Source organism: Haladaptatus sp. R4, from assembly GCF_001625445.1.
Taxonomy (GTDB): Archaea; Halobacteriota; Halobacteria; order Halobacteriales; family Haladaptataceae; genus Haladaptatus.
Window position 1 is genome coordinate 1,005,939 of sequence record NZ_LWHG01000011.1, and the last position, 18,333, is coordinate 1,024,271.

Consider the following 18,333-nt stretch of genomic DNA (forward strand, 5'->3'; position numbering starts at 1 on the left):
CGAAAGCAGACGATTATGATTTATAATTCCTATTTGCGACTCGATTCCGATGCGGGTGTACAATTATTTAGCGGTGGGGCATTACCGTAGCGATATGAACCTGGATGACACAGACCGCGCCATTCTGAAAGCCCTCCAAGTGAACGCACGAACACCGTTCAGCGAGATAGCACGGCAGATCGACATGTCCAGTGCGACGGTTCACGACCGCGTCAACCGGATGGAAGAAGCGGGCGTCATCACCGGCTATCACGCCAGCGTGGACCCGAAGAAGATATCGCTCGGTATCTCCGCGTTCGTCGGTCTCCGCGTGGAACAGGGTCGTGAGAAGGACACGCTCAAACGACTCGAAGGGATCGAGGGAATTCAGGAGGTTCACCTCACTACTGGGTCGTGGGACGTTTTAGCACGGGTGTACGCCGAGAACGCGGACAGTCTCCGCGAACTGATGTTCGACAACATCGCGCAGATGGACGGTTTCGCCCGCTCACAGACGATGGTCGTCCTCGGGTCGCCCTACGAAAGCAACGAACTCCCCCTGAAGATGGGTTCCGAGGAGTGACAAGACCGGAACCCTAAAACCTGTTCGCTTCGCTTCGTGCGATATGGATACCGCAAGCGAGGGACTCGAAAACGAGCGCCTGTGGTTGGGGGCGGTCGCCGCCGCCATCGTCGCCCTGGTCGGTGGTGCGCTCGCCTTCCCGAAACAAGTGTACGACGGCTTCATCTGGCAGTATTTTTGGGGACCCGTACTGGCCGACGCGAAAGGAGCAGAGTGTGCCGTCCGTAGCGGCGGCGCGACGAAATACATCTACGACGCGGGCACGTGCGCGACAGCGCCCGGTCCGGTTGCCGTTCCCGGTTACACTTTCGTCTCGGAAGTCGCTACGCCGTTACGCTCATCGTCGCGCTGATGGGCGTCGTTTTCCTGCTCCGCCGCCTGAACGTCGGCGAGGAGCGAGGCCTCTTCTTCGCGCTCTTCCCGTTCATGCTCTTCGGCGGTGCCCTTCGGGTCGTCGAAGACGCAAACAACGCGCTCGGAGCGGGGCACAGCTCGATCCCCTTCCCGTGGAACACCCTCATCATCAGCCCGGTGATCTATTTCACCGTCTTCGCCGTCACCCTCGCGGCACTCGTCGTGAGCGTTGCCCTCGAACGACGGGGTATCGTCGAGAACTACGAATATCCGCTCGCCGGAATCGGAACGCTCGTACTCGCCCTCACGGTGGGCCATCTCGTCGTGCTTGCGATGACGACGAGTCAACTCGAATTCTATCCGCAGATACTCGTCGTCGTCCTCGGCGGTGCGACGCTCGTCACCGGAATCGTCTGGTGGTTGGTGGAGCGGTTCGCCCCTGAAGTCAACGCGGGAACGGCCGCCATCGGTGCGGTCGTCATCTGGGGGCACTCGGTGGACGGCATCGCAAACGTCGCCGTTCTCGACTGGTCCGGTGCGCTCGGTCTCCCGGGTCCCTACACCGCGAAGCACCCCGTCAACCGGGCGATTATCGACATCACGTCCGGTGTACTTCCCCCGTCGATAACCAACGTCATCGGGACGGCATGGCCGTTCCTACTCGTAAAAATCGTCGCCGCGCTCGCCGTCGTTTGGGTGTTCGACGAGCAAATATTCGAAGAAAGCCCTCGCTACGCCATTCTGCTCCTCATCGCCATCGTCGCGGTCGGTCTCGGTCCAGGGACTCGCGATATGCTTCGGGCAACGTTCGGAATCTAACTGAACCGTTCCAACGTCGATTCCGGGAAGTATCGGTCGCCACAGTTTCGACATTCCGCAACTTCGACTGATCCCGCGTTCAGTTGGTCGATACTTATGTTTCGTTTCGATAGGGATGACCCACACGTCGCACACGATAGGTCGAACTCGGTCGTCATACGGTTACCACTCCGGACATGTATGAAGAATTACCCATTATTTACACCCTCTACCATAGTAGTTACGGCCACCCCCCACATAAAACCCATGTGTCTAGCTAGCGCGGTTCATATCTCTCTCCGAAGGCAGTTCGAAATCGCGGTGATAGCTACGGATACGGATGTGGCTCGCGATCGGGACGCGGTTCGAACCCGAGTTCGCCGGGAACCGTCCGCGCACGCTCGCCGAAGAACGCATCCCCGGTGAACAGCGGTTGTGCGTCGGGCACGAGGACACGAGCTCCCTCGAATCCGAGCGACGCGACGTCTCGCGTGGTCAGCCGTGCACCGTAGACCTGAAATGCGTCCCTCGCCAGCGACACTACGGTTTCCAACTCCTCCACGCCCTCCGGAACCGCCGATCCGACGCTCGAACTCGGTATCGTCGTCTCGGGAGCGACGAACTCCCGGGCCGCGTCCGGAAACGCCGCATACCGGCCGATGGACCCGTCCTCGTTCGCCGCATCCTCCTTCCCCATCAACTTGAGTTCCGTCCAGTTCTGCAACGCCTCCGCGAGAGCCGACCGTGCCGCCGCGTCCGGATCGAGGTTCGCACCTGACCCGACTGCGAACTTCGGCCACTCGCCCTCCCGGTGAACCGCCACGGCCACCACGGGAACGTCGATGTCCTGTGTCACCAGCAGGGCCGTCACCTCCAGTTCCTCCGCGCGTGCTCGCTTGACCAGCGCCTCGAAGCCCCCGTCCTCGACGGCCAATCCGAGCGGTTCGAACGTGGAGTACCACGCGAGCATCGTCGCATCGCGCTCGATGACTTCGTATATCCCCGACAGAAGCGCCTCTACCGTCGAATTGCCCAACCCTAACCCGGTAGTGATGGATGGCTTGAACCGCATCGACGGCGGCGGGAAGTGGACGAACTCGGCCGGGAGATGAACCAGGTCACCGGTCGTCAGATTCCGACCCGACACCCATTCGATCTCTTCGTCGCTCGGGTCTTCCCACCCGGTCGGGCGCACGAATTCGGCGGGTGATACGGCGTTCCCGAGTTCGGACGGCCGTGCCACCGCGAACTCCTCCTCGCGGTAGATTCCCGCGCAGTAACGCTCCATCCCCTCACCCAGCGCCTTCATCAACGCTTCGTCCCAGTCGGCCGAAACACCGGCCGATTGGGCCGCCGCGCGTGCGTCGCTGAACCCGCTCGTATCCGCGGTGGACGCCAAATAGTACGGCACGGGAAACGACGACACCTCGCCGAGCGAGCGAACGATTCCGATCCGCTCGTCCATCGCCAGTTCCGCACGGCCCACCGCATCGTCCAGCGTTCGCTCCTCGTACGCGATACCGAGCGTCCTGTCCCGTGGTTCTCCACACGTCGGACACCCCGGAACCGGGAACAGTCGCCGTTCGGCGTGGGGAATCTCTCGAACCCCACCGAGGAGCGACGATTCCTCCCCGCTTGCGAGTCTCGCCGCCTCCCGTCCCGCGACCGCGCCAGCGTATCGTTCGGTGACGCCGTCGTACTCGACGTTTTCTCCATCTTCCTCTCGATTCGATACCACGCGTGCGCTGAGACAGTCGAAACAGGCCGTCTCCGGGGAAAATCCGGAAACCGCGGCATCTACCTCAGTGATCGCGTGTCCACCGACGCCACCGAGTTCCACGGCGATCCACGGAATCCCCGCGCGATTTGCACGCCTGAAAACGGGTGCACCGACCTCGTCGATGACGACCGCGAAATCGGCCTCGTCGATCGCGTCGTCGTCGAGTTCTTCGACGCTTCCTTCGATATCCGAGAGCGCCGCGACGACCGCATCCGCACCACGTCCCTGTCCGACCACGCCCAGCACGCTGTTCATGAACGGGACGAGACAGCGTGGTGGCAAAAATACGGCGGATAGCTACCGCTCACGGGTACTGAAAAACGGAAGGAGTTCGGCTTAGTTGAGGATGCTCTGTGCGACGCCAGCGAGCTGGTCGGTGTCCGCGCTCTGCAGTTCGTCGTTGGCGAGCTTCAGGCGGAGGCGTGGGCGACCGACGTCGATGGGGACCTTTTCCGTGCCGATGAGGCCCATGTCTTCGAGCTTGGTCTTCGTGCGGGAGAACGTGGCTTTGCTTGCGATGCCGACGTCCTCGCCCCACTTGCTGATGTCGTAGAGCAGTGCCTCGTTTTTGGCCGCGACGAGGAGGCTGATCGTCACTTCGTCCAGACCGTCTCCGTCGCCACGTGCGGTTTCGAGGGACGCGAGGACGCTGTTGAAGTCGTCTTCCGCCTCGGGGCTGATCTCGTCGCCGAGCGTCTCGCGGACGCGCGTGATCGGGGGCGTGCGGAGCGAGAAGGAGCCTGCGTCGTCCCAGAACTCCGAGTACGTGCCGTATGCGGCGTCGACGAAGTCGTCGTCGTCCGAGGTGAGACCGCCCACGCGGTCGCCCGCCGTGACGAGCGCGATGACGACGTCGTCGGTGACGAGGAGCGAGTTGCCGGAGGTGTCGTCAGTCGTGCGAAGGGTGAGTGCATCTTCGTCGATGAGGTCTGCGGCGTTACTGGCGATGATGAAGTCCTCCATCACGTCCTTCAGGGTACCCTCGTCCGCGAGCATGCGCATCTCGGGGAGGTCACCTTCGTATTCCGTCGCGGCGTCGATGAGGTCCTCGATCGCGCTCGCGGATGGGTTCACGACGAGCATGACGTCGGGACCTTGATCGATGACCGTCTGCAGGATTTCGTGGACGCTTTGGTTCAAGAGGTTCGATTTTGTTTCCATGGTAGCAGGGAAGAGATTCATGTATTTAATTTTAACGCTCGAACTCAACGGAAATCATAGGTTATGTAGCATGAACAATTAGTCAACGACGTAATTATAATCTCTAAATTTGTATAATATCGGCCTGATCTCCGAAATCTCTTCAGTGAATTTGAATTTTTCAGTGTTGCCGCGAGAGTGCCCAGATCGCACAATATCACGTAATTTTACCTTCCGATAACCGTTGTTGGCCGGGAATAACCGGATAATTCCGAGGGGTAAGCGGTAATTACCAAATCAAGATTGCGTGAACAGTCCGAAAGAATGAAGTATGAATGTGATGTTTCAACATGTATCATGCGATCCGAAATCCGACAGTGGTTCGGGAGTCATCCGTGGGCATTGAACGCAGCGTTCAGTTTGATGTTTGTAGCGACCATTCACTTCGGCGGAGTTTTGGTGCCACTGGGTCGCGTTGATGCTGGAGCGGGACCCTAGCTAAACACCGGCGCGAGTTCGGCAGACCAATACAATTCTCCGTCGTATACGATGGGAAAGTCCGCATTGGTGAGGAAATCCGCTATTTCTACTCGATCTAATTTGTAATCCGTGCTGTTCCCCCCAAGGTGTACTTTGTTGTTTCCGCCGGTATTTATTTGATAATATCCGCCGGGTAGTCGTTCCGCCATCGCATTACAGAGTAACTGGAAGGAACCATCATTTAATTTAATGATCTCTCCGACAGTTGGAAAGAAATTGTCACTCTGTGCTAGTTGATGTGTCCCATCACCGACGACGGCATAATCCTTATTCATCATAATACGCCGCCGAGCGATTTGAAGTGCCCGCTGGATACTAAAGCCGTTGATCAGCAACCGAGCAAACGAGACACCGACTTTTCCAGCTTGTTTGTTCAACACTTTATTGAACGTCACCGCTCCTGCCACACTTCCTTTTCGAATAAGCTCCATTCCTTCAAAGTACGAACCACACGCGTTCAAGAAGAAAGTCTGGACGTTGCTCTGTTCGATAGATTTCACTGAAAGGTTTCCGTCTGTGCAGCGCAACCCTGATGCCTCACAATGGCCGATGTAGTGAACAAAATCACAAGGTGTCTCCAAAGTTTCAGCGAGTTCTACACGCGACAGATGTTCGCGAACGGTAACTTCTATTGGGAGATTTTCAGCCCGCTCCAAGTAGATCTCCGCCACGTCTTCGTGTTCTTCTTCCATCGTCTCATCGTTCAGTATCAGTGTTACGCCGATGTTCTCTCCTTCTGACTGTTCGAGGTATTTGAAACGATTCTCGTAGGCACTCGGTTCGACTTTGAACACGTCGATAGGTACGCCGTCCGCTAACCATCCGTGAATCTGTCCTCGCTGAAGCTCCGGCATCACTCTATCAACTGAATGAACTCTGTCGGTCGTTCGATATGATTCGTCAGTTGGCACTGCACGCGGGGTCGACTGCGTCGGTTGTTCATTGCCACGGTAGAAATCGCCAAGCGAAATGTCCAGTAGTTCGTTTTTCTGTAGGTCCGATGACTCGGGAAGATAAATGAGACTCAGGTTCGAGAGCAGATATGGGAGAGAAGAGACATTTTCCAGCGACGGCTCGACATACATTGATAGATGCCAGTCCGGAAAACCATCGTCGATACATTCGAAATCCACGAAGCTGTAAGTGACGAGCTGTTCGGCTGGAGTCGCCTCGTAGGTCTCCTCTGTGTCCATGTCGATCTCATCAAGCAAGGACAACTCCGCGAGGTCCCAGCTGTAGGGTCCTTCGTTGCGGACGAGACAATCCATGAAAAACACTCGTCGGAGCATATCGGCAACTTCGTGTTGATACGACGGGAGCGGACTGAACGAGTACGTGAAGTTGACTTCGGGTGCCGAAAGCTCCGGTGCGTCACGGTTTTCAACAATCACGTCCGCTTGCAGGTAGTACGCGAGGGGTGCGGTGACGAATAGTGTTCTAAAATCGTCCGGAACCCGTATCTCTATGCCGACGTCCTTCTTCTCGGCGCGAACCGGCTCCGGAATATTCAATTCGTCTCCCACCTCGAATCGAGGTGGATGCCCGCGGAGGGTTGGATACGATCTGTCGGGACCAGTCGCTTTGTGCGACGAAGAGGCGTAGGAAATCGCAGTCGCTAGCCCATCTGTCGTCGGTGGGATGGTTATCGTGTCGAGTGGGACTTCGTGATGGCTTCGAAAGCCGAACGTAATCGGAAGCCGTTCGTGGAAATCGATGATTAAATCCTCGAAATCTTCCGTTTTCCGAACGGTCGCCCCACCCGAAAATCGGAGGTACGTTTTGACGTTCCCGTGGATGTTTGCGAGGTACTCCCCCTCGGGAAGTTCGAGGGATTCAGTGTCGTTACCGTGTTCGTACTGTTCCTCTGTCTCTATTTCCGTAATCTTCACCAAACTCGAAGGAAACGTGAGTTCGGAGGCGTAACCGGGGACTAACTCGTCGATAGGCGGTTCGATTTCCTGCGTCTCGCCGCCGGACTTCCAGTCGAGTGCATCGATGGTGACCCCCGTTTTTGTCCGGTCGAACGCGCGAACCCCTGTCTCCGTTTCCTCCCATTCGATCATACCGGTAATAGAAGCGTTATCTCACTGTTAGTTTATATTTCTGTCGGGGACGGCTATCTGCCGTGCGAAGGGTAAACTTATACCTCGCGGTGTCCCGGGATTTCACATGGAGTACGACCACGTTCGAGCGACTGATCCGGAAGTCGCCGACGCTCTCGAAGCGGAAGTCGAACGCGAACGCGACACGCTGGAGATGATCGCCAGCGAGAACTTCGCCAGCGAGGCGGTTCTCGAAGCACAGGGAAGCACCCTGACGAACAAGTACGCGGAAGGCTATCCCGGCGAGCGCTACTACGGTGGCTGTGAGCACATCGACACGGTCGAGAGCCTCGCCATCGAGCGCGCGAAGGAACTCTGGGGGGCCGAACACGTCAACGTCCAACCGCACAGCGGTTCGCAGGCGAACATGGGCGTCTACCTCGCCGTTCTCGAACCCGGCGACAAGATTCTCTCCCTCGACCTGACCCACGGCGGCCACCTCAGCCACGGTCACAAGGTGAACTTCGCCGGAAAGCTGTACGACGTTGAACAGTACAAGGTGGACCCCGAATCCGGCTACCTCGACTACGACGCTATTTACGACCACGCCGTCGAGTTCGACCCCGACATCATCGTCTCGGGCTACTCCGCCTACCCGCGACAGGTCGAATGGGAGCGGATTCAGGAAGCCGCCGACGCGGCGGATGCGTACCACCTCGCGGACATCGCCCACATCACGGGCCTCGTCGCCGCGGGCGAACACCCTTCGCCGGTCGGCATCGCCGACTTCGTCACCGGTTCGACGCACAAGACGATCCGCGCCGGACGCGGTGGCATCATCATGTGCGACGAGGAGTACGCCGACGCCGTCGATACGGCGGTCATCCCCGGTATGCAGGGCGGCCCATTGATGCACAACGTCGCGGGCAAAGCGGTCGGGTTCAAGGAAGCGCTCCAACCCGAGTTCGAGGAGTACGCCGCCCAGACCGTCGAAAACGCGAAGGTGCTCGCCGAGACGTTCCAGGACCACGGTTTCGGTCTCGTCTCCGGCGGCACGGACACCCACCTCGTGCTCGTGGACCTGCGTGAATCCCACGAGGACGTGACGGGCAAGGACGCCGAGGAGGCGCTCGAAGACGTCGGTATCGTCCTCAACGCGAACACGGTTCCGGGCGAGACGCGCTCGCCCTTCGTCGCCAGCGGTATCCGCGCCGGTACCCCCGCGCTGACGACCCGCGGCTTCGACGCCGACGACATCGAACGCGTCGGCGACCTAATCGCCCGCACGATAAACCACATCGACGACGAGGACGTGAAAGCGGAAGTCGCCGAGGAAGTGCAGGCCCTCTGCGAAGAGAACCCGCTGTACGAGTAACGCGACTCTCGACCCTCGACCCTCGACGTTTCTTTTTCGCGAGCGACACATCTAATTCGGCACGCCGTGAGGTTCGACCATGCCTGAACAACTCGCGGGTTTCAAACGCGCCGACATCGTGTTCACCGACGGAACGTCCCTCGCCGACGTGACCGTCGCCATCTATCCCGGGTGGATTCGCATCCAGACGGAGACGGCGAACCAGTTCCACCCACGCGAGCAGGTGGACCGGGTTCAATCGACTCGGTGATACCGATGACCGACGATTCAGACGTTCTTCGAGCGAGGATGCACGTGGAGGACGGAAACGTCGAATACGTCGAACGCGACGACGTGATTCGGTATCCGAGCGTCTGTCACGGCGAGGAGCCACTGGAGTACGATACGATGCCGGTCGAAAGATGGATCGAATATCGGGCCGCCAAGGCCGCGCTGGATGCCGTCCGGGAGGAATTGGAGACGCGAGTAGACGGAAACTTCGTCGGTATCGCAACTGGAATCGGGTCCGCTGACGAGGAGACTGCGAAAGCCGCGCGATCCGTGGTAGTTTACTACGTCGAAAATTTCTCGAACTCGTCAATCTCGTTCGACCGACTGAAGGAACTCACCCCGAAACGCGTGGAAACGACTATAATATTCCGCGGAGAGCCGTATTCCCGTTCAATACCCGTCGAATTCGACAGCATGGAGTTACTGGAAACTTGACCGGGGATGGTCACAAACATGTATATATCCGAATTCTAAAGGCCAAAAATACGCACGAACCCGGATGTTTAAGGGGCTTCGAGTGCCAACGTCGGGTAATGACGGACATCATCGACGGGCGTGCGGTTGCGGAGGGCATTCGAAGCGACCTCGGCGAGAGCATCGAGACGCTGAAAGCGGAGGGTGTGACGCCGGGACTGGCGACGGTGCTCATGAGCGACGATCCGGCGAGCGAGACGTACGTCTCGATGAAACAGCGGGACTGCGAGGAGGTCGGTATCAACGGGATTCACATCGAAATCGACCCCGAGGCACCCGCCGAGGAACTGTACGACACCATCGACGACCTGAACGAGGACCCCGACGTCCACGGGATTCTCGTCCAGATGCCCGTTCCGGACCACATCGACTCACAGAAGGTGCTCCGCGCCATCGACGCCGAAAAGGACGCGGACGGCTTCCACCCGGAGAACGTCGGCATACTCGTGGCGGGCCACCCGCGATTCAAACCCTGCACGCCACACGGCGTCCAGAAGCTTCTCGAATCGGCGGACGTAGACCCCGAAGGAAAGGACGTGGTCATCGTCGGCCGGTCGAACATCGTCGGGAAACCGCTCGCGAACCTCCTCATTCAGAAAGCCGAGGGTGGCAACGCGACGGTGACGGTGTGTCACTCCCGCACCGACGACCTCGCCGCGAAGACCCGCGAAGCGGACGTGGTCGTCGCGGCCTGCGGCGTCCCCGAACTCATCGACGGTTCGATGCTTTCCGAGGGAGTAACGGTCATCGACGTGGGTGTCAACCGCGTGGACGCGGACAACGAGAAGGGCTACGAACTCGTCGGCGACGTGGACTTCGAGAGCGCGAAGGAGAAAGCGGGCGCGATCACGCCGGTGCCGGGCGGCGTCGGTCCGATGACGCGGGCGATGTTGCTCTACAACACGGTGAAGGCCGCCGGAGAGCAGACGGGCATCGACGTCGAACTGCCGTAAAGCGGAGAGTCGAACGGCGCTATCCTAACCGGTCGAGCCTGTCCTGACTGCTTGCGAGGGCGTCCAAGTCTCCTTCATCGAAATATCGCCGCAACTCACGGGCGGCCGATACGAGCACTTCCGCGGTGTCGATGTCGGTTCCGCCTTCGAGCGCCTGCGCCCTGCGGACGTGTTCCCCGAGGGTTTCCAGCGTACTCCTGCTCTCCCGACTGACGTCGTGTTCCCTGGTCCACTCTCCCATCTCCCGGTGATACTCCTTGAGCGATTCGGCGTCGGCCAACCCGCGAATCTCGTAGATCGACTCCGGGAGGTCCTCGGTGTCCGGTCGTTCGCCCTCGTCGGCCCCGCTGAGCAGGGAGTAGAAGTAAATCTCCTCGTCGTCGGTCATCCGCATCGACCGACTGAACAACTCGCCCGCGTGGCGGAGTTCGTTCGCGGCGAGGTAGGTGCCGTCGAGCGGGAGGAGTTCGCCGCCGCGGATGAACCCACGCTTTCTGACGTATCTGCGGCCCTCCTTCGCCGCGAGGTCTGCGACCTCGCGCGCCGGTTCCTTGTCGAGTGCGTTCCGTATTTCGACCAGGTCGAGCGTCGCCGGACGGTCGGTCTGTTGGAGACGATTCTCGTCCAACCCGACGCTCTCCATGCTTCCACAGTCGGGACACGTGACGCTCCCCGTCTCGTAGTACGACCACTGGTTCCCGCAGCGCTTGCACTCACGGGTTCCGCGAACTTTCATGCCCATCCGTTACAGGCCCGCGGTAAAAACTTTCACGCGCGTGAGCGGTCTCCTCTTTCCTTTCCACCTCTCCCCTCTTTTCTTCACTTCTCCCTTTCACTTCTCCTTCTTCACCGCTCCTCTTTCACCTTCGGTCCCCGCTACAGTTCCTTTCTCCCCAGTACATTTATCAGCGGTCACGAACTACTCCGTATTACTATGTCGAGTGAAACAAGCTCGGAGGATAGAGTAAGTCGCCCCGTGGCGACTGGTCGAGAAATTCTCGGCCACTTGTACCGCTGATTCTGCGGAGTATTCCGCGAACGACTCGTCCGCTCCCGCCGAGACGCCAGTCTCCGCCGAGCGAACGGACGATGGCGTGTCGCTGACCGTCTCCGGCGAGACACACGAACTCACCAGACGCGAGGCAACCCACTTGCGGGAGGTTCTCGGTCGAGCGCTGACCGAACGCCGCGAATACCTCCACACGGCGGGGGAGCACCGCGATGACGGCAGTTACGTCGTCTCGCGTCGCGGTGCCGATTCCGCTGGTCATCGAAAGGTGTTCGAGCGCTTCGACGTACTGGTGGACCTGTACGACCGGCTTCCCGGGGCGTTCACCGCCGATGACGTGGACGAACGGGGACTGACCGGCGGGCGACGTCACATACTCGTCCACCACTTCGCCGAACATCCCGAGTTCGACTGCGAACTCGTCTCGCGCCAGCCACTTACCGTGCGGAAGGAGGGCAAAACGGACGGGTAGAAACGCGGACGAACGACACGCGGACAGCACGCGGACGAATCGTACACGAAGAGCGACGCGGGAACCCCGACGACGTTTCCGACTAGTGAACGCTTTTCGGGATGGACTGCTTCGTCCCGCGTATGTCACACCACGCCACAGACGATGGACCGCGACCGTCCACGTTCTCCATCGTCGCTCGCGACCCGGAACAGGACGCCATCGGCGTCGCCGTCCAATCGAAGTTCGTCAGCGTCGGCAGCGTCGTCCCGTTCGTCAGCGCCGACGCCGGAGCCATTGCCACACAGAGCTTCGCCAACGTTTCCTACGGACCGGACGGCCTCGGACTGCTCCGGAAGGGGACTCCCGCCGACGAAGTCGTGATGGAACTCACCGGGGCCGACCCCGACTTCGAGTCGCGACAACTCGGTGTCGTCGAGGCACCCATCGCCGCCCGCCGCCGGACGAAATCCCACAACGTGGGCGCACAGGAGGACTCGATAGCCGCCTTCACGGGCATGGAGTGTTTCGACTACGCGGGCGACATTCAGGGCGCTCACTACACCGTGCAGGGGAACATCCTCGAAAACAGGGCCACCCTCGAAGCGATGGCCGAGACGTTCGAGGAGACCGACGGCGGACTACCGGAACGACTCATTGCCGCGCTCCACGCGGGCAACGAGGCCGGTGGTGACAAACGCGGCGAACAGAGTGCCGCGCTCTCCATCGCCAAACCGCAAGGCGGCTACGAGGGCCGTAACGACCATTGGGTGGACGTGCGCGTCGACGACCACGAAACTCCAATCGACGAACTGGAACGCGTCTTCAAGATTTACGACGTGACCCTTCTGGAGCGCGAAGCCCCGGACGAGACGCGCGAACTGACCGGCGACGTCGCGGAACAGGTCAGCGGCACGCTCGCGGAGATGGGCTTTTTCGAGGGGACGCCATCGGCGGAATTCGGCGACGAGGAACGCGACGCCCTGGAGGACTTTCGCGGCCTGAACAACTTCGAAAACCACTCGCTTCCAGTGCTGGAGGACGCCCTCGCACGCGGCTGGGACGAGTCGTCCGGTGACGGCCAAGGGAAGATGGTCGACGCCATCTGGCACGGCCTCTCCCGACTGCAACGGAAGTGACGGCGACACGAGAGGGAATTTTCGGATTTCGATTTTTGCTGTAATTGATCGAGAGCAAGTGAGAGCGACGCTCTCCCGAGGAATCGGTTTGGGAGGACGGGGTGTGGTTTTTGCAGTTCGGAGAAAACCGATTCCGGAGCCGTTTGCGAGTGGGCTAACGTTAATGAGGCTTGACCGACAAGCAGTATCTATGAGTACAGATGCCGCACCGAACGGGGAGGAAAGCCCGACAATCGAGGTGACCGAAGATGCAGCGGAACAAGCGCTGTCGTTGCTGGACAGCGAAGGCCTCGACCATTCGGTAGCGGGGCTTCGACTGTTCGTACAGCAGGGTGGCTGTGCCGGACTGTCGTACGGAATGCGGTTCGACGACGAACCGGAGCCTGACGATACGGTGTTCACACATTACGGTCTGCGGGTGTTCGTCGATCCGGCGAGCATGAACTACATCGAGGGGAGCGTCGTGGATTACGAGACCGGTCTCCAAGGTGCGGGATTCCACGTCGAGAACCCGAACGTGGTCTCCGAATGTGGCTGTGGCGAGAGCTTCCGAACCTGATTCGACGCGACGAAGCTCGCGGTATCGGCAAAAGAATGGATCGGTGGCTGTTTTCCCGTTAGTCCAGTTCGAACGCGACCGTCACTTCGGATTGGTACTGACGCCCTTCGACCGAGGCGACTTCGACGCCGAGGGTGTCGACTTCGACCCACTTGATGTTGTCGAGCGTCTCCTCCGCCCGGTCGATGGCGCTTTCGGTCGCTTCGTCGAATCCTTCGTCGCTCGTTCCGATGAGGGTGATCTTCTTGAACACCATGGGGTATGTGATTGTTCCGCACCGGTAAAAACCGCATCGGCCGTCCCGGTCCCTCCCGTTCCCATCCCGTTCCGTATTCCGCTCCTTACTCGGACCCCTGCATCCGTGCGTCGAGGCGGGCCGCGAGGGCACCCGTCACGTCGGTGAGGTAGGCCGTCCCCCAGAGTGCGGTAACGAGGCCGCCCGCCGTATCGAACACCAAGTCGAGCATGGTGTCGTCGAGTCCAAACTGGGTGAGGACCGCACTTCCGCCGACGATGGATGCTAGGCCGCTGACCGCGAACTCGGTCACTTCCCAGATGACGCCGAACGCGACGACGAACATGAGGATGAAGACGAACATGAACCGAGGTGGGAGATACACGTCCGTGTAGTGTGAGTCGAGCGCCCGGACGGTGGCGTAGCCGACGCCAGCGACGAGCGACGCAGACAGCAGGTGCGTGAGGTGGTCCCACCACCAGACGTTCTGGTAGGGTCCGAGGGTGCCGACCGCGTGGAGGAAGACGGCGGTGGTGATCCACAGGGTCAACCCGGCGTCCATCGGAATCCCGTAATCGCGCTTGAGAACTGCGGGGGTGAGCGTGACCGCGAACGCCAGCGCGCTGTTGATCATGATTCCGAGGTTCCCCCTGTCCACGCCGACGAAGAAGATGCCGACGAGACAGAGTTCCATCACGCGCGTCAACTGTTGCTGTCTATGCTCGGAGATACCGAGGCGTTCGCGTACTCTCATTCGAGATGCTCCTGAATCTCGGCGGGCAACCGTTCTTCGGTCGGGATGACTCGTCGGAAGTACCACTCGAAGACGAGTCCCGCGACGATGCCGACGACCGTCGCGTAGACGAAATCCCACATCAGTCGATACTCGCTGTGGAGGAGGTGCGTTCCGAGATAGCTATCCGAAAGCCACTGGACGACTGCCCAGACCCCGGCCGTCGCGATCGTGGCGATGACCACGAAGAGGACGGCGAACCAGTGGTTCATCCGAACCGGGGTAAAGACGTGTAACTCGACGGCGACGATGAGCGCGAGCGCGGCGACCGAGAGATACGTGGCGACACGCGTGGTGAGCGCGAGAGTAGCGAGTTCCCGTCCGAGGACGGGGAGTGCGGCGAGTATGAGCACTTCCCACGGGAGCATCGCTTCGGTGTTCCGAAAGGCCAGTGGTGGTACCAGCGCGAGCACCGCGACGCTTCCGGCGAACATCGCCCATAGCAGGTCGTCCTGCACCAGGCTCCCGATCATCACGATCACCAGAAATCCGACGAGTAGCCACGCCAGTCCCGCGTTGACACGCTTGTCTTCCACGAGTGCGTCCAACTGACTGACCCGCTGTGCCATACCCTGAATACGAGCGCGGGCGGTAAGAAATGATAGGGAAGGACGCGAAAAACGAAATCCGTCGGGAATTTCAGCTGAACGGACTATTCGGTCGGGAAAGCGGTTCAGGCGAACTGATACACCGCGGCGTACGCGACGGCCGCGAGTGTCACCGCGGCCATGCCGGTACACAGCCACGCCCTCGGGTTCCGAACCGGGCGGAACGGTCGTTCGGGGTGCAGTTGCGGTCCGACGCCGACGGCACCTACCGCGAGCACCGAGAACACGAACTGATACGAGACCGAGAGCGTCGGGGCGGGAATCACCAGCGCGGCCAGCGCGTATCCCACCCCGAGCGCCGCACGCGGGTGGATGTGTTCGCGGAACTGCTCACGAACGCGGCCGCCGCTGAGGTGAAAGTACACCGAGACGGCGAACCACGCCAGCACGACTTCCAGCCCGAAAATGGCGAGCAGGTTCAGCGTCGGGTCCGAAAGGATGGCGACGCGGGAGTGCAGCAGCGTCACGTCGAAGGGGTAGAAGAACTGTGGCGGTGCCCCCGTGAACACGTCGCCGAACGGATGGGACATCAGCCCGAAGACGGCGGCGAGAACTAGCTCCCTCGGCCCGAGGTCGGTGCGCGAATCGGCGACGAGCGCGGCGACCGTTCCGACGACGACGAAGACGGACATGACGCCCGCTCCGAGGAAGCCACTGTTTGCGAACGCGATCCAGACGAGTCCCGCCAGTAGGCCCGCGGACAGAAGTTTCCTCCACCGATCGCCGGTCGCCAGCACGAACGCGGGACCGGCGATTGCGGCGACGACGAGCGAGTGGGTCACGGCGCGGTGGACGAGGTGTGCGCTCCCCCAGAACTCGGCTGTCATCCGCCAGACGCCGCCGAATCCCGACTGTACGAGCCCGATCACCGCGTACGTCATGTCAACGTCCGGGACCGTAGCGAAGACGCCCGCGACGACCCCGAACGCGAGCGCGCGCTCCGTGGACCAGAATCGTCGGGCGACGAGCGCTGCCACCCCGAAGGCGAGCAGCGCGTGGCCGACCATCATGGAACTACCCTTCGCGTTCAGTCGTCATAAGCTTCTCTCCAGTCCGCCCCCTACTGCATCCGACCCCTACTGCATCCGACCTTCGGTCTGCACCGGATCGACCGTTCGGAAAGAAATAGCCGCTTGGAATCGAGTACGAGACGGTTCGCGTCGCACGTGTGACGGCCCGAAAATGTGAGAGTTAGAACCTCGATTGCTCGCCCATGATCTCCTGTTGGATACCACCGGTCGATGGCTCCTGTCCCGTCGTCCCCAACTGGTCGAGCAATCGGTAGGTCGAATCGACGGCCCGGGAAAGAACCGACGCACACTCCTGACAGTGCGGGTTCTGGTGTCGCATACACTCGCTTGCACATTCCTCGGCCGCGTTCGCGAAGATTTCGGCGAGCTCCGGTCCGAAGACCGAGTCACGCGCGATGAGCTTCGTGTTCAGCGTTCCGAGGTCGGCAACGTCACGGCAGAGCCGAATACATTCGGCCATCTCCGGCCCCTCGTCGAGACATTTATCGGCACACCAATCACAGACTTTCGCGGCCTGCTCGAAATCTTCGAGCGCGACACGCATCTCGCCCGGCAACTGGTCGTCGAACTGGCCGCCCGGTTGTGTCATCCCTCGTCCGATCTGCTGGCCGATTCCCCCTCGTTGGGTCGTCCCTCCTTGAGCCATTTCTCGTTGGCCCATTCCGCCGGGGCCGGTTTCACCGCCGTATCCCTGATTGGGCACCTGTTGGCCGATTCCCCCTCGTCGGCCACGTTGCTGACTGACGGGCGGTTGCCCGTACCCCTGCTGATACTCGGTGCCGTACTCGTTGCCACCGCCGCTCCGCGCCTGCGAGTGCTGCATGGGTCTCTGTTGTGTCATGGTATTTCTCCACCCAGCAACGTGCTGGGGTACCCCGTCCTACACCCATGACCCGAATAAACCGGACCGACCGTTTCGACCGTTCGTGATCCGTTCGCCGGGAGAAACGCTGCGTTGTGCGATTTAACGGTCCGTTGGGTATCGACTGCCGGGACGGCGGGATTTTTGTCACCGCGCGTGATACGGAAAGGCATGGAGAACCCTACGGTAGGCGAGTTGACACCGCCCGACAGAACGCTGATGGGTCCCGGTCCGAGCGAGGTACATCCACGCGTCCTCCGCGCGATGAGCACGCCGTTGGTCGGCCATTTAGATCCGTCGTTCATCGACATCATGAACGAGGTTCAGGACCTCCTCCGGTACACCTTCAGAACGGAGAATCAATGGACTATTCCCGTCTCGGGAACCGGATCCGCCTCCATGGAGGCCGCTATCGGAAACCTGGTCGAACCCGGCGACACGATGTTGGTTCCGACTAACGGCTACTTCGGCGGCCGGATGGAATCCATGGCGAAACGGGCGGGTGGCGAAGTCGTCCACGTCGATGCGCCGTGGGGCGAACCACTCGACCCCGCCGACGTGCAGGTCGCGTTCGAGGAACACCAGCCCGATATCTTCGGATTTATCCACGCGGAGACGAGCACCGGCGTCGTTCAACCGGGCGTTTCCGAACTGACGAGCATCGCCCACGACCACGATGCTTACGTCATCGCCGACTCGGTGACATCGCTCGGGGGCGTCGAGTTGAAGGTGGACGAATGGGACATCGACGTGGCCTACTCCGGCCCGCAGAAGTGTCTCTCCTGCCCGCCGGGTGCGAGTCCGCTGACGCTCAACGACCGCGCGATGGAAAAGGTGCTCTCCCGCGAGCAATCCCCTCGCTCGTGGTATCTCGACCTCTCGCTCCTCGAAGGCTACTGGGGTGATGACCGGGCGTACCACCACACGGCACCCATCACGAACGTATATGCACTCCGTGAGGCGCTTCGTCTCGTCAGCGAGGAAGGCATCGAATCGCGCTGGGAGCGCCACCGCGACGTTGCCGGTGCGCTCAAGGCGGGCGTCGAAGCGATGGGTCTCGAAATGAACGCGCCCGAGGAGTACTGGCTCCCGAGCCTCAACGCGGTTCGCGTACCGAACGGCGTCACCGACACCGACATCACGAGCTACCTGCTCGACCAGTACGACCTCGAAATCGCCACCGGACTCGGTGATTTGGACGGCGAAATCTTCCGCATCGGTTGCATGGGCTACTCCGCCCGCCCGGAAACCGTCTCGTACCTCGTGAGCGCGCTCGGCGACGCGCTCCGCGAACACGGCGCGGACGTGGACGTGGAGGCGGGACTCGCGGCGACGAGCGAAGCGCTCGGCAACTGAGT

Annotated in this window: 18 protein-coding genes and 1 pseudogene; 10 read left to right on the top strand and 9 right to left on the bottom strand. The window is 60.6% G+C overall.

What is annotated here, in order from left to right:
* The first annotated feature begins 94 nt into the window (after positions 1–94).
* Together A4G99_RS08845 and A4G99_RS08850 are read left to right on the top strand one after the other, a co-directional pair.
* Positions 95–562, top strand: coding sequence for an Lrp/AsnC family transcriptional regulator (locus A4G99_RS08845; RefSeq protein ID WP_066142047.1), 468 nt, complete (start codon positions 95–97; stop codon positions 560–562).
* A gap of 43 nt (positions 563–605) precedes the next feature.
* Positions 606–1,735 (top strand): annotated as a pseudogene (locus A4G99_RS08850) (DUF63 family protein).
* Between the two features lie 307 nt (positions 1,736–2,042).
* On the opposite strand, the gene A4G99_RS08855 reads toward A4G99_RS08850, so the two are convergent.
* The 3 genes from A4G99_RS08855 to A4G99_RS08865 all read right to left on the bottom strand — a co-directional run bounded on the left by A4G99_RS08855 (position 2,043) and on the right by A4G99_RS08865 (position 7,237).
* Complete coding sequence (locus A4G99_RS08855) at positions 2,043–3,749, bottom strand: YcaO-like family protein (protein ID WP_066142050.1); 1,707 nt, start codon at positions 3,747–3,749, stop codon at positions 2,043–2,045.
* 81 nt (positions 3,750–3,830) lie between these two features.
* Positions 3,831–4,655 (bottom strand): transcriptional regulator TbsP, encoded by an 825-nt coding sequence (gene tbsP / locus A4G99_RS08860; RefSeq protein ID WP_066142053.1) that lies wholly within the window; start codon positions 4,653–4,655, stop codon positions 3,831–3,833.
* 473 nt (positions 4,656–5,128) lie between these two features.
* Complete coding sequence (locus A4G99_RS08865) at positions 5,129–7,237, bottom strand: hypothetical protein (protein WP_066142056.1); 2,109 nt, start codon at positions 7,235–7,237, stop codon at positions 5,129–5,131.
* A 106-nt stretch (positions 7,238–7,343) separates the two neighbouring features.
* On the opposite strand from A4G99_RS08865, the gene glyA reads away from it, so the two are divergent.
* From glyA to A4G99_RS08880, 4 genes are all read left to right on the top strand, one after another.
* Positions 7,344–8,591 (top strand): serine hydroxymethyltransferase, encoded by a 1,248-nt coding sequence (gene glyA / locus A4G99_RS08870; RefSeq protein ID WP_066142059.1) that lies wholly within the window; start codon positions 7,344–7,346, stop codon positions 8,589–8,591.
* A gap of 79 nt (positions 8,592–8,670) precedes the next feature.
* Positions 8,671–8,841: a hypothetical protein gene (locus tag A4G99_RS25870; RefSeq protein ID WP_190303727.1), complete on the top strand. Its 171-nt coding sequence runs from the start codon at positions 8,671–8,673 to the stop codon at positions 8,839–8,841.
* 5 nt (positions 8,842–8,846) lie between these two features.
* On the top strand, positions 8,847–9,296 hold the full coding sequence (locus A4G99_RS08875; RefSeq protein ID WP_066142063.1) for a hypothetical protein: 450 nt from the start codon (positions 8,847–8,849) through the stop codon (positions 9,294–9,296).
* A gap of 98 nt (positions 9,297–9,394) precedes the next feature.
* Entirely contained in the window at positions 9,395–10,288 is an 894-nt protein-coding gene (locus A4G99_RS08880) for a bifunctional methylenetetrahydrofolate dehydrogenase/methenyltetrahydrofolate cyclohydrolase (protein ID WP_066142066.1), read from the top strand.
* 19 nt (positions 10,289–10,307) lie between these two features.
* Here A4G99_RS08880 and A4G99_RS08885 read toward each other — a convergent pair whose 3' ends face one another.
* Positions 10,308–11,024, bottom strand: a complete 717-nt coding sequence (locus A4G99_RS08885; protein ID WP_066142071.1) for a hypothetical protein — start codon at positions 11,022–11,024, stop codon at positions 10,308–10,310.
* A 358-nt stretch (positions 11,025–11,382) separates the two neighbouring features.
* Between A4G99_RS08885 and A4G99_RS24345 the strand changes: the two genes are divergently transcribed.
* The 3 genes from A4G99_RS24345 to A4G99_RS08900 all read left to right on the top strand — a co-directional run bounded on the left by A4G99_RS24345 (position 11,383) and on the right by A4G99_RS08900 (position 13,446).
* Complete coding sequence (locus A4G99_RS24345) at positions 11,383–11,769, top strand: hypothetical protein (RefSeq protein ID WP_082837740.1); 387 nt, start codon at positions 11,383–11,385, stop codon at positions 11,767–11,769.
* A 122-nt stretch (positions 11,770–11,891) separates the two neighbouring features.
* Positions 11,892–12,887 (top strand): DUF1028 domain-containing protein, encoded by a 996-nt coding sequence (locus A4G99_RS08895; RefSeq protein ID WP_066142501.1) that lies wholly within the window; start codon positions 11,892–11,894, stop codon positions 12,885–12,887.
* A 190-nt stretch (positions 12,888–13,077) separates the two neighbouring features.
* Positions 13,078–13,446 carry an iron-sulfur cluster assembly accessory protein gene (locus A4G99_RS08900; protein WP_066142078.1) on the top strand — a complete coding sequence of 123 codons (369 nt, stop codon included), beginning with the start codon at positions 13,078–13,080 and terminating at the stop codon, positions 13,444–13,446.
* Between the two features lie 58 nt (positions 13,447–13,504).
* On the opposite strand, the gene A4G99_RS08905 is transcribed toward A4G99_RS08900, so the two are convergent.
* The 5 genes from A4G99_RS08905 to A4G99_RS27110 all read right to left on the bottom strand — a co-directional run bounded on the left by A4G99_RS08905 (position 13,505) and on the right by A4G99_RS27110 (position 16,954).
* Positions 13,505–13,702, bottom strand: coding sequence for a dodecin (locus A4G99_RS08905; protein ID WP_066142080.1), 198 nt, complete (start codon positions 13,700–13,702; stop codon positions 13,505–13,507).
* An 85-nt stretch (positions 13,703–13,787) separates the two neighbouring features.
* Complete coding sequence (locus tag A4G99_RS08910; RefSeq protein WP_066142083.1) at positions 13,788–14,435, bottom strand: hypothetical protein; 648 nt, start codon at positions 14,433–14,435, stop codon at positions 13,788–13,790.
* Positions 14,432–15,043, bottom strand: a complete 612-nt coding sequence (locus tag A4G99_RS08915) for a hypothetical protein (RefSeq protein WP_066142086.1) — start codon at positions 15,041–15,043, stop codon at positions 14,432–14,434. The genes A4G99_RS08910 and A4G99_RS08915 overlap by 4 nt, the downstream gene beginning before the upstream one ends.
* 104 nt (positions 15,044–15,147) lie before the next feature.
* Complete coding sequence (locus tag A4G99_RS08920; RefSeq protein WP_066142089.1) at positions 15,148–16,092, bottom strand: metal-dependent hydrolase; 945 nt, start codon at positions 16,090–16,092, stop codon at positions 15,148–15,150.
* 181 nt (positions 16,093–16,273) lie between these two features.
* The gene (locus tag A4G99_RS27110; protein ID WP_223301783.1) at positions 16,274–16,954 is read right to left on the bottom strand and encodes a four-helix bundle copper-binding protein; all 681 of its coding nucleotides are present in this window, start codon (positions 16,952–16,954) and stop codon (positions 16,274–16,276) included.
* Positions 16,955–17,146: 192 nt separating this feature from the next.
* Between A4G99_RS27110 and A4G99_RS08930 the strand changes: the two genes are divergently transcribed.
* Entirely contained in the window at positions 17,147–18,331 is a 1,185-nt protein-coding gene (locus A4G99_RS08930) for an alanine--glyoxylate aminotransferase family protein (protein WP_082837742.1), read from the top strand.
* The last annotated feature ends 2 nt before the right edge of the window (positions 18,332–18,333 follow it).

What these genes read in the sequence shown, in the direction of transcription:
- A4G99_RS08845 (WP_066142047.1), top strand. Translation starts at nt 95, where the DNA reads ATGAACCTGGATGACACAGACCGCGCCATTCTGAAAGCCCTCCAAGTG.
- A4G99_RS08855 (WP_066142050.1), bottom strand. Translation starts at nt 3,749, where the DNA reads ATGAACAGCGTGCTGGGCGTGGTCGGACAGGGACGTGGTGCGGATGCG.
- tbsP (WP_066142053.1), bottom strand. Translation starts at nt 4,655, where the DNA reads ATGGAAACAAAATCGAACCTCTTGAACCAAAGCGTCCACGAAATCCTG.
- A4G99_RS08865 (WP_066142056.1), bottom strand. Translation starts at nt 7,237, where the DNA reads ATGATCGAATGGGAGGAAACGGAGACAGGGGTTCGCGCGTTCGACCGG.
- glyA (WP_066142059.1), top strand. Translation starts at nt 7,344, where the DNA reads ATGGAGTACGACCACGTTCGAGCGACTGATCCGGAAGTCGCCGACGCT.
- A4G99_RS25870 (WP_190303727.1), top strand. Translation starts at nt 8,671, where the DNA reads ATGCCTGAACAACTCGCGGGTTTCAAACGCGCCGACATCGTGTTCACC.
- A4G99_RS08875 (WP_066142063.1), top strand. Translation starts at nt 8,847, where the DNA reads ATGACCGACGATTCAGACGTTCTTCGAGCGAGGATGCACGTGGAGGAC.
- A4G99_RS08880 (WP_066142066.1), top strand. Translation starts at nt 9,395, where the DNA reads ATGACGGACATCATCGACGGGCGTGCGGTTGCGGAGGGCATTCGAAGC.
- A4G99_RS08885 (WP_066142071.1), bottom strand. Translation starts at nt 11,024, where the DNA reads ATGAAAGTTCGCGGAACCCGTGAGTGCAAGCGCTGCGGGAACCAGTGG.
- A4G99_RS08895 (WP_066142501.1), top strand. Translation starts at nt 11,892, where the DNA reads ATGTCACACCACGCCACAGACGATGGACCGCGACCGTCCACGTTCTCC.
- A4G99_RS08900 (WP_066142078.1), top strand. Translation starts at nt 13,078, where the DNA reads ATGAGTACAGATGCCGCACCGAACGGGGAGGAAAGCCCGACAATCGAG.
- A4G99_RS08905 (WP_066142080.1), bottom strand. Translation starts at nt 13,702, where the DNA reads ATGGTGTTCAAGAAGATCACCCTCATCGGAACGAGCGACGAAGGATTC.
- A4G99_RS08910 (WP_066142083.1), bottom strand. Translation starts at nt 14,435, where the DNA reads ATGAGAGTACGCGAACGCCTCGGTATCTCCGAGCATAGACAGCAACAG.
- A4G99_RS08915 (WP_066142086.1), bottom strand. Translation starts at nt 15,043, where the DNA reads ATGGCACAGCGGGTCAGTCAGTTGGACGCACTCGTGGAAGACAAGCGT.
- A4G99_RS08920 (WP_066142089.1), bottom strand. Translation starts at nt 16,092, where the DNA reads ATGATGGTCGGCCACGCGCTGCTCGCCTTCGGGGTGGCAGCGCTCGTC.
- A4G99_RS27110 (WP_223301783.1), bottom strand. Translation starts at nt 16,954, where the DNA reads ATGACACAACAGAGACCCATGCAGCACTCGCAGGCGCGGAGCGGCGGT.
- A4G99_RS08930 (WP_082837742.1), top strand. Translation starts at nt 17,147, where the DNA reads ATGGAGAACCCTACGGTAGGCGAGTTGACACCGCCCGACAGAACGCTG.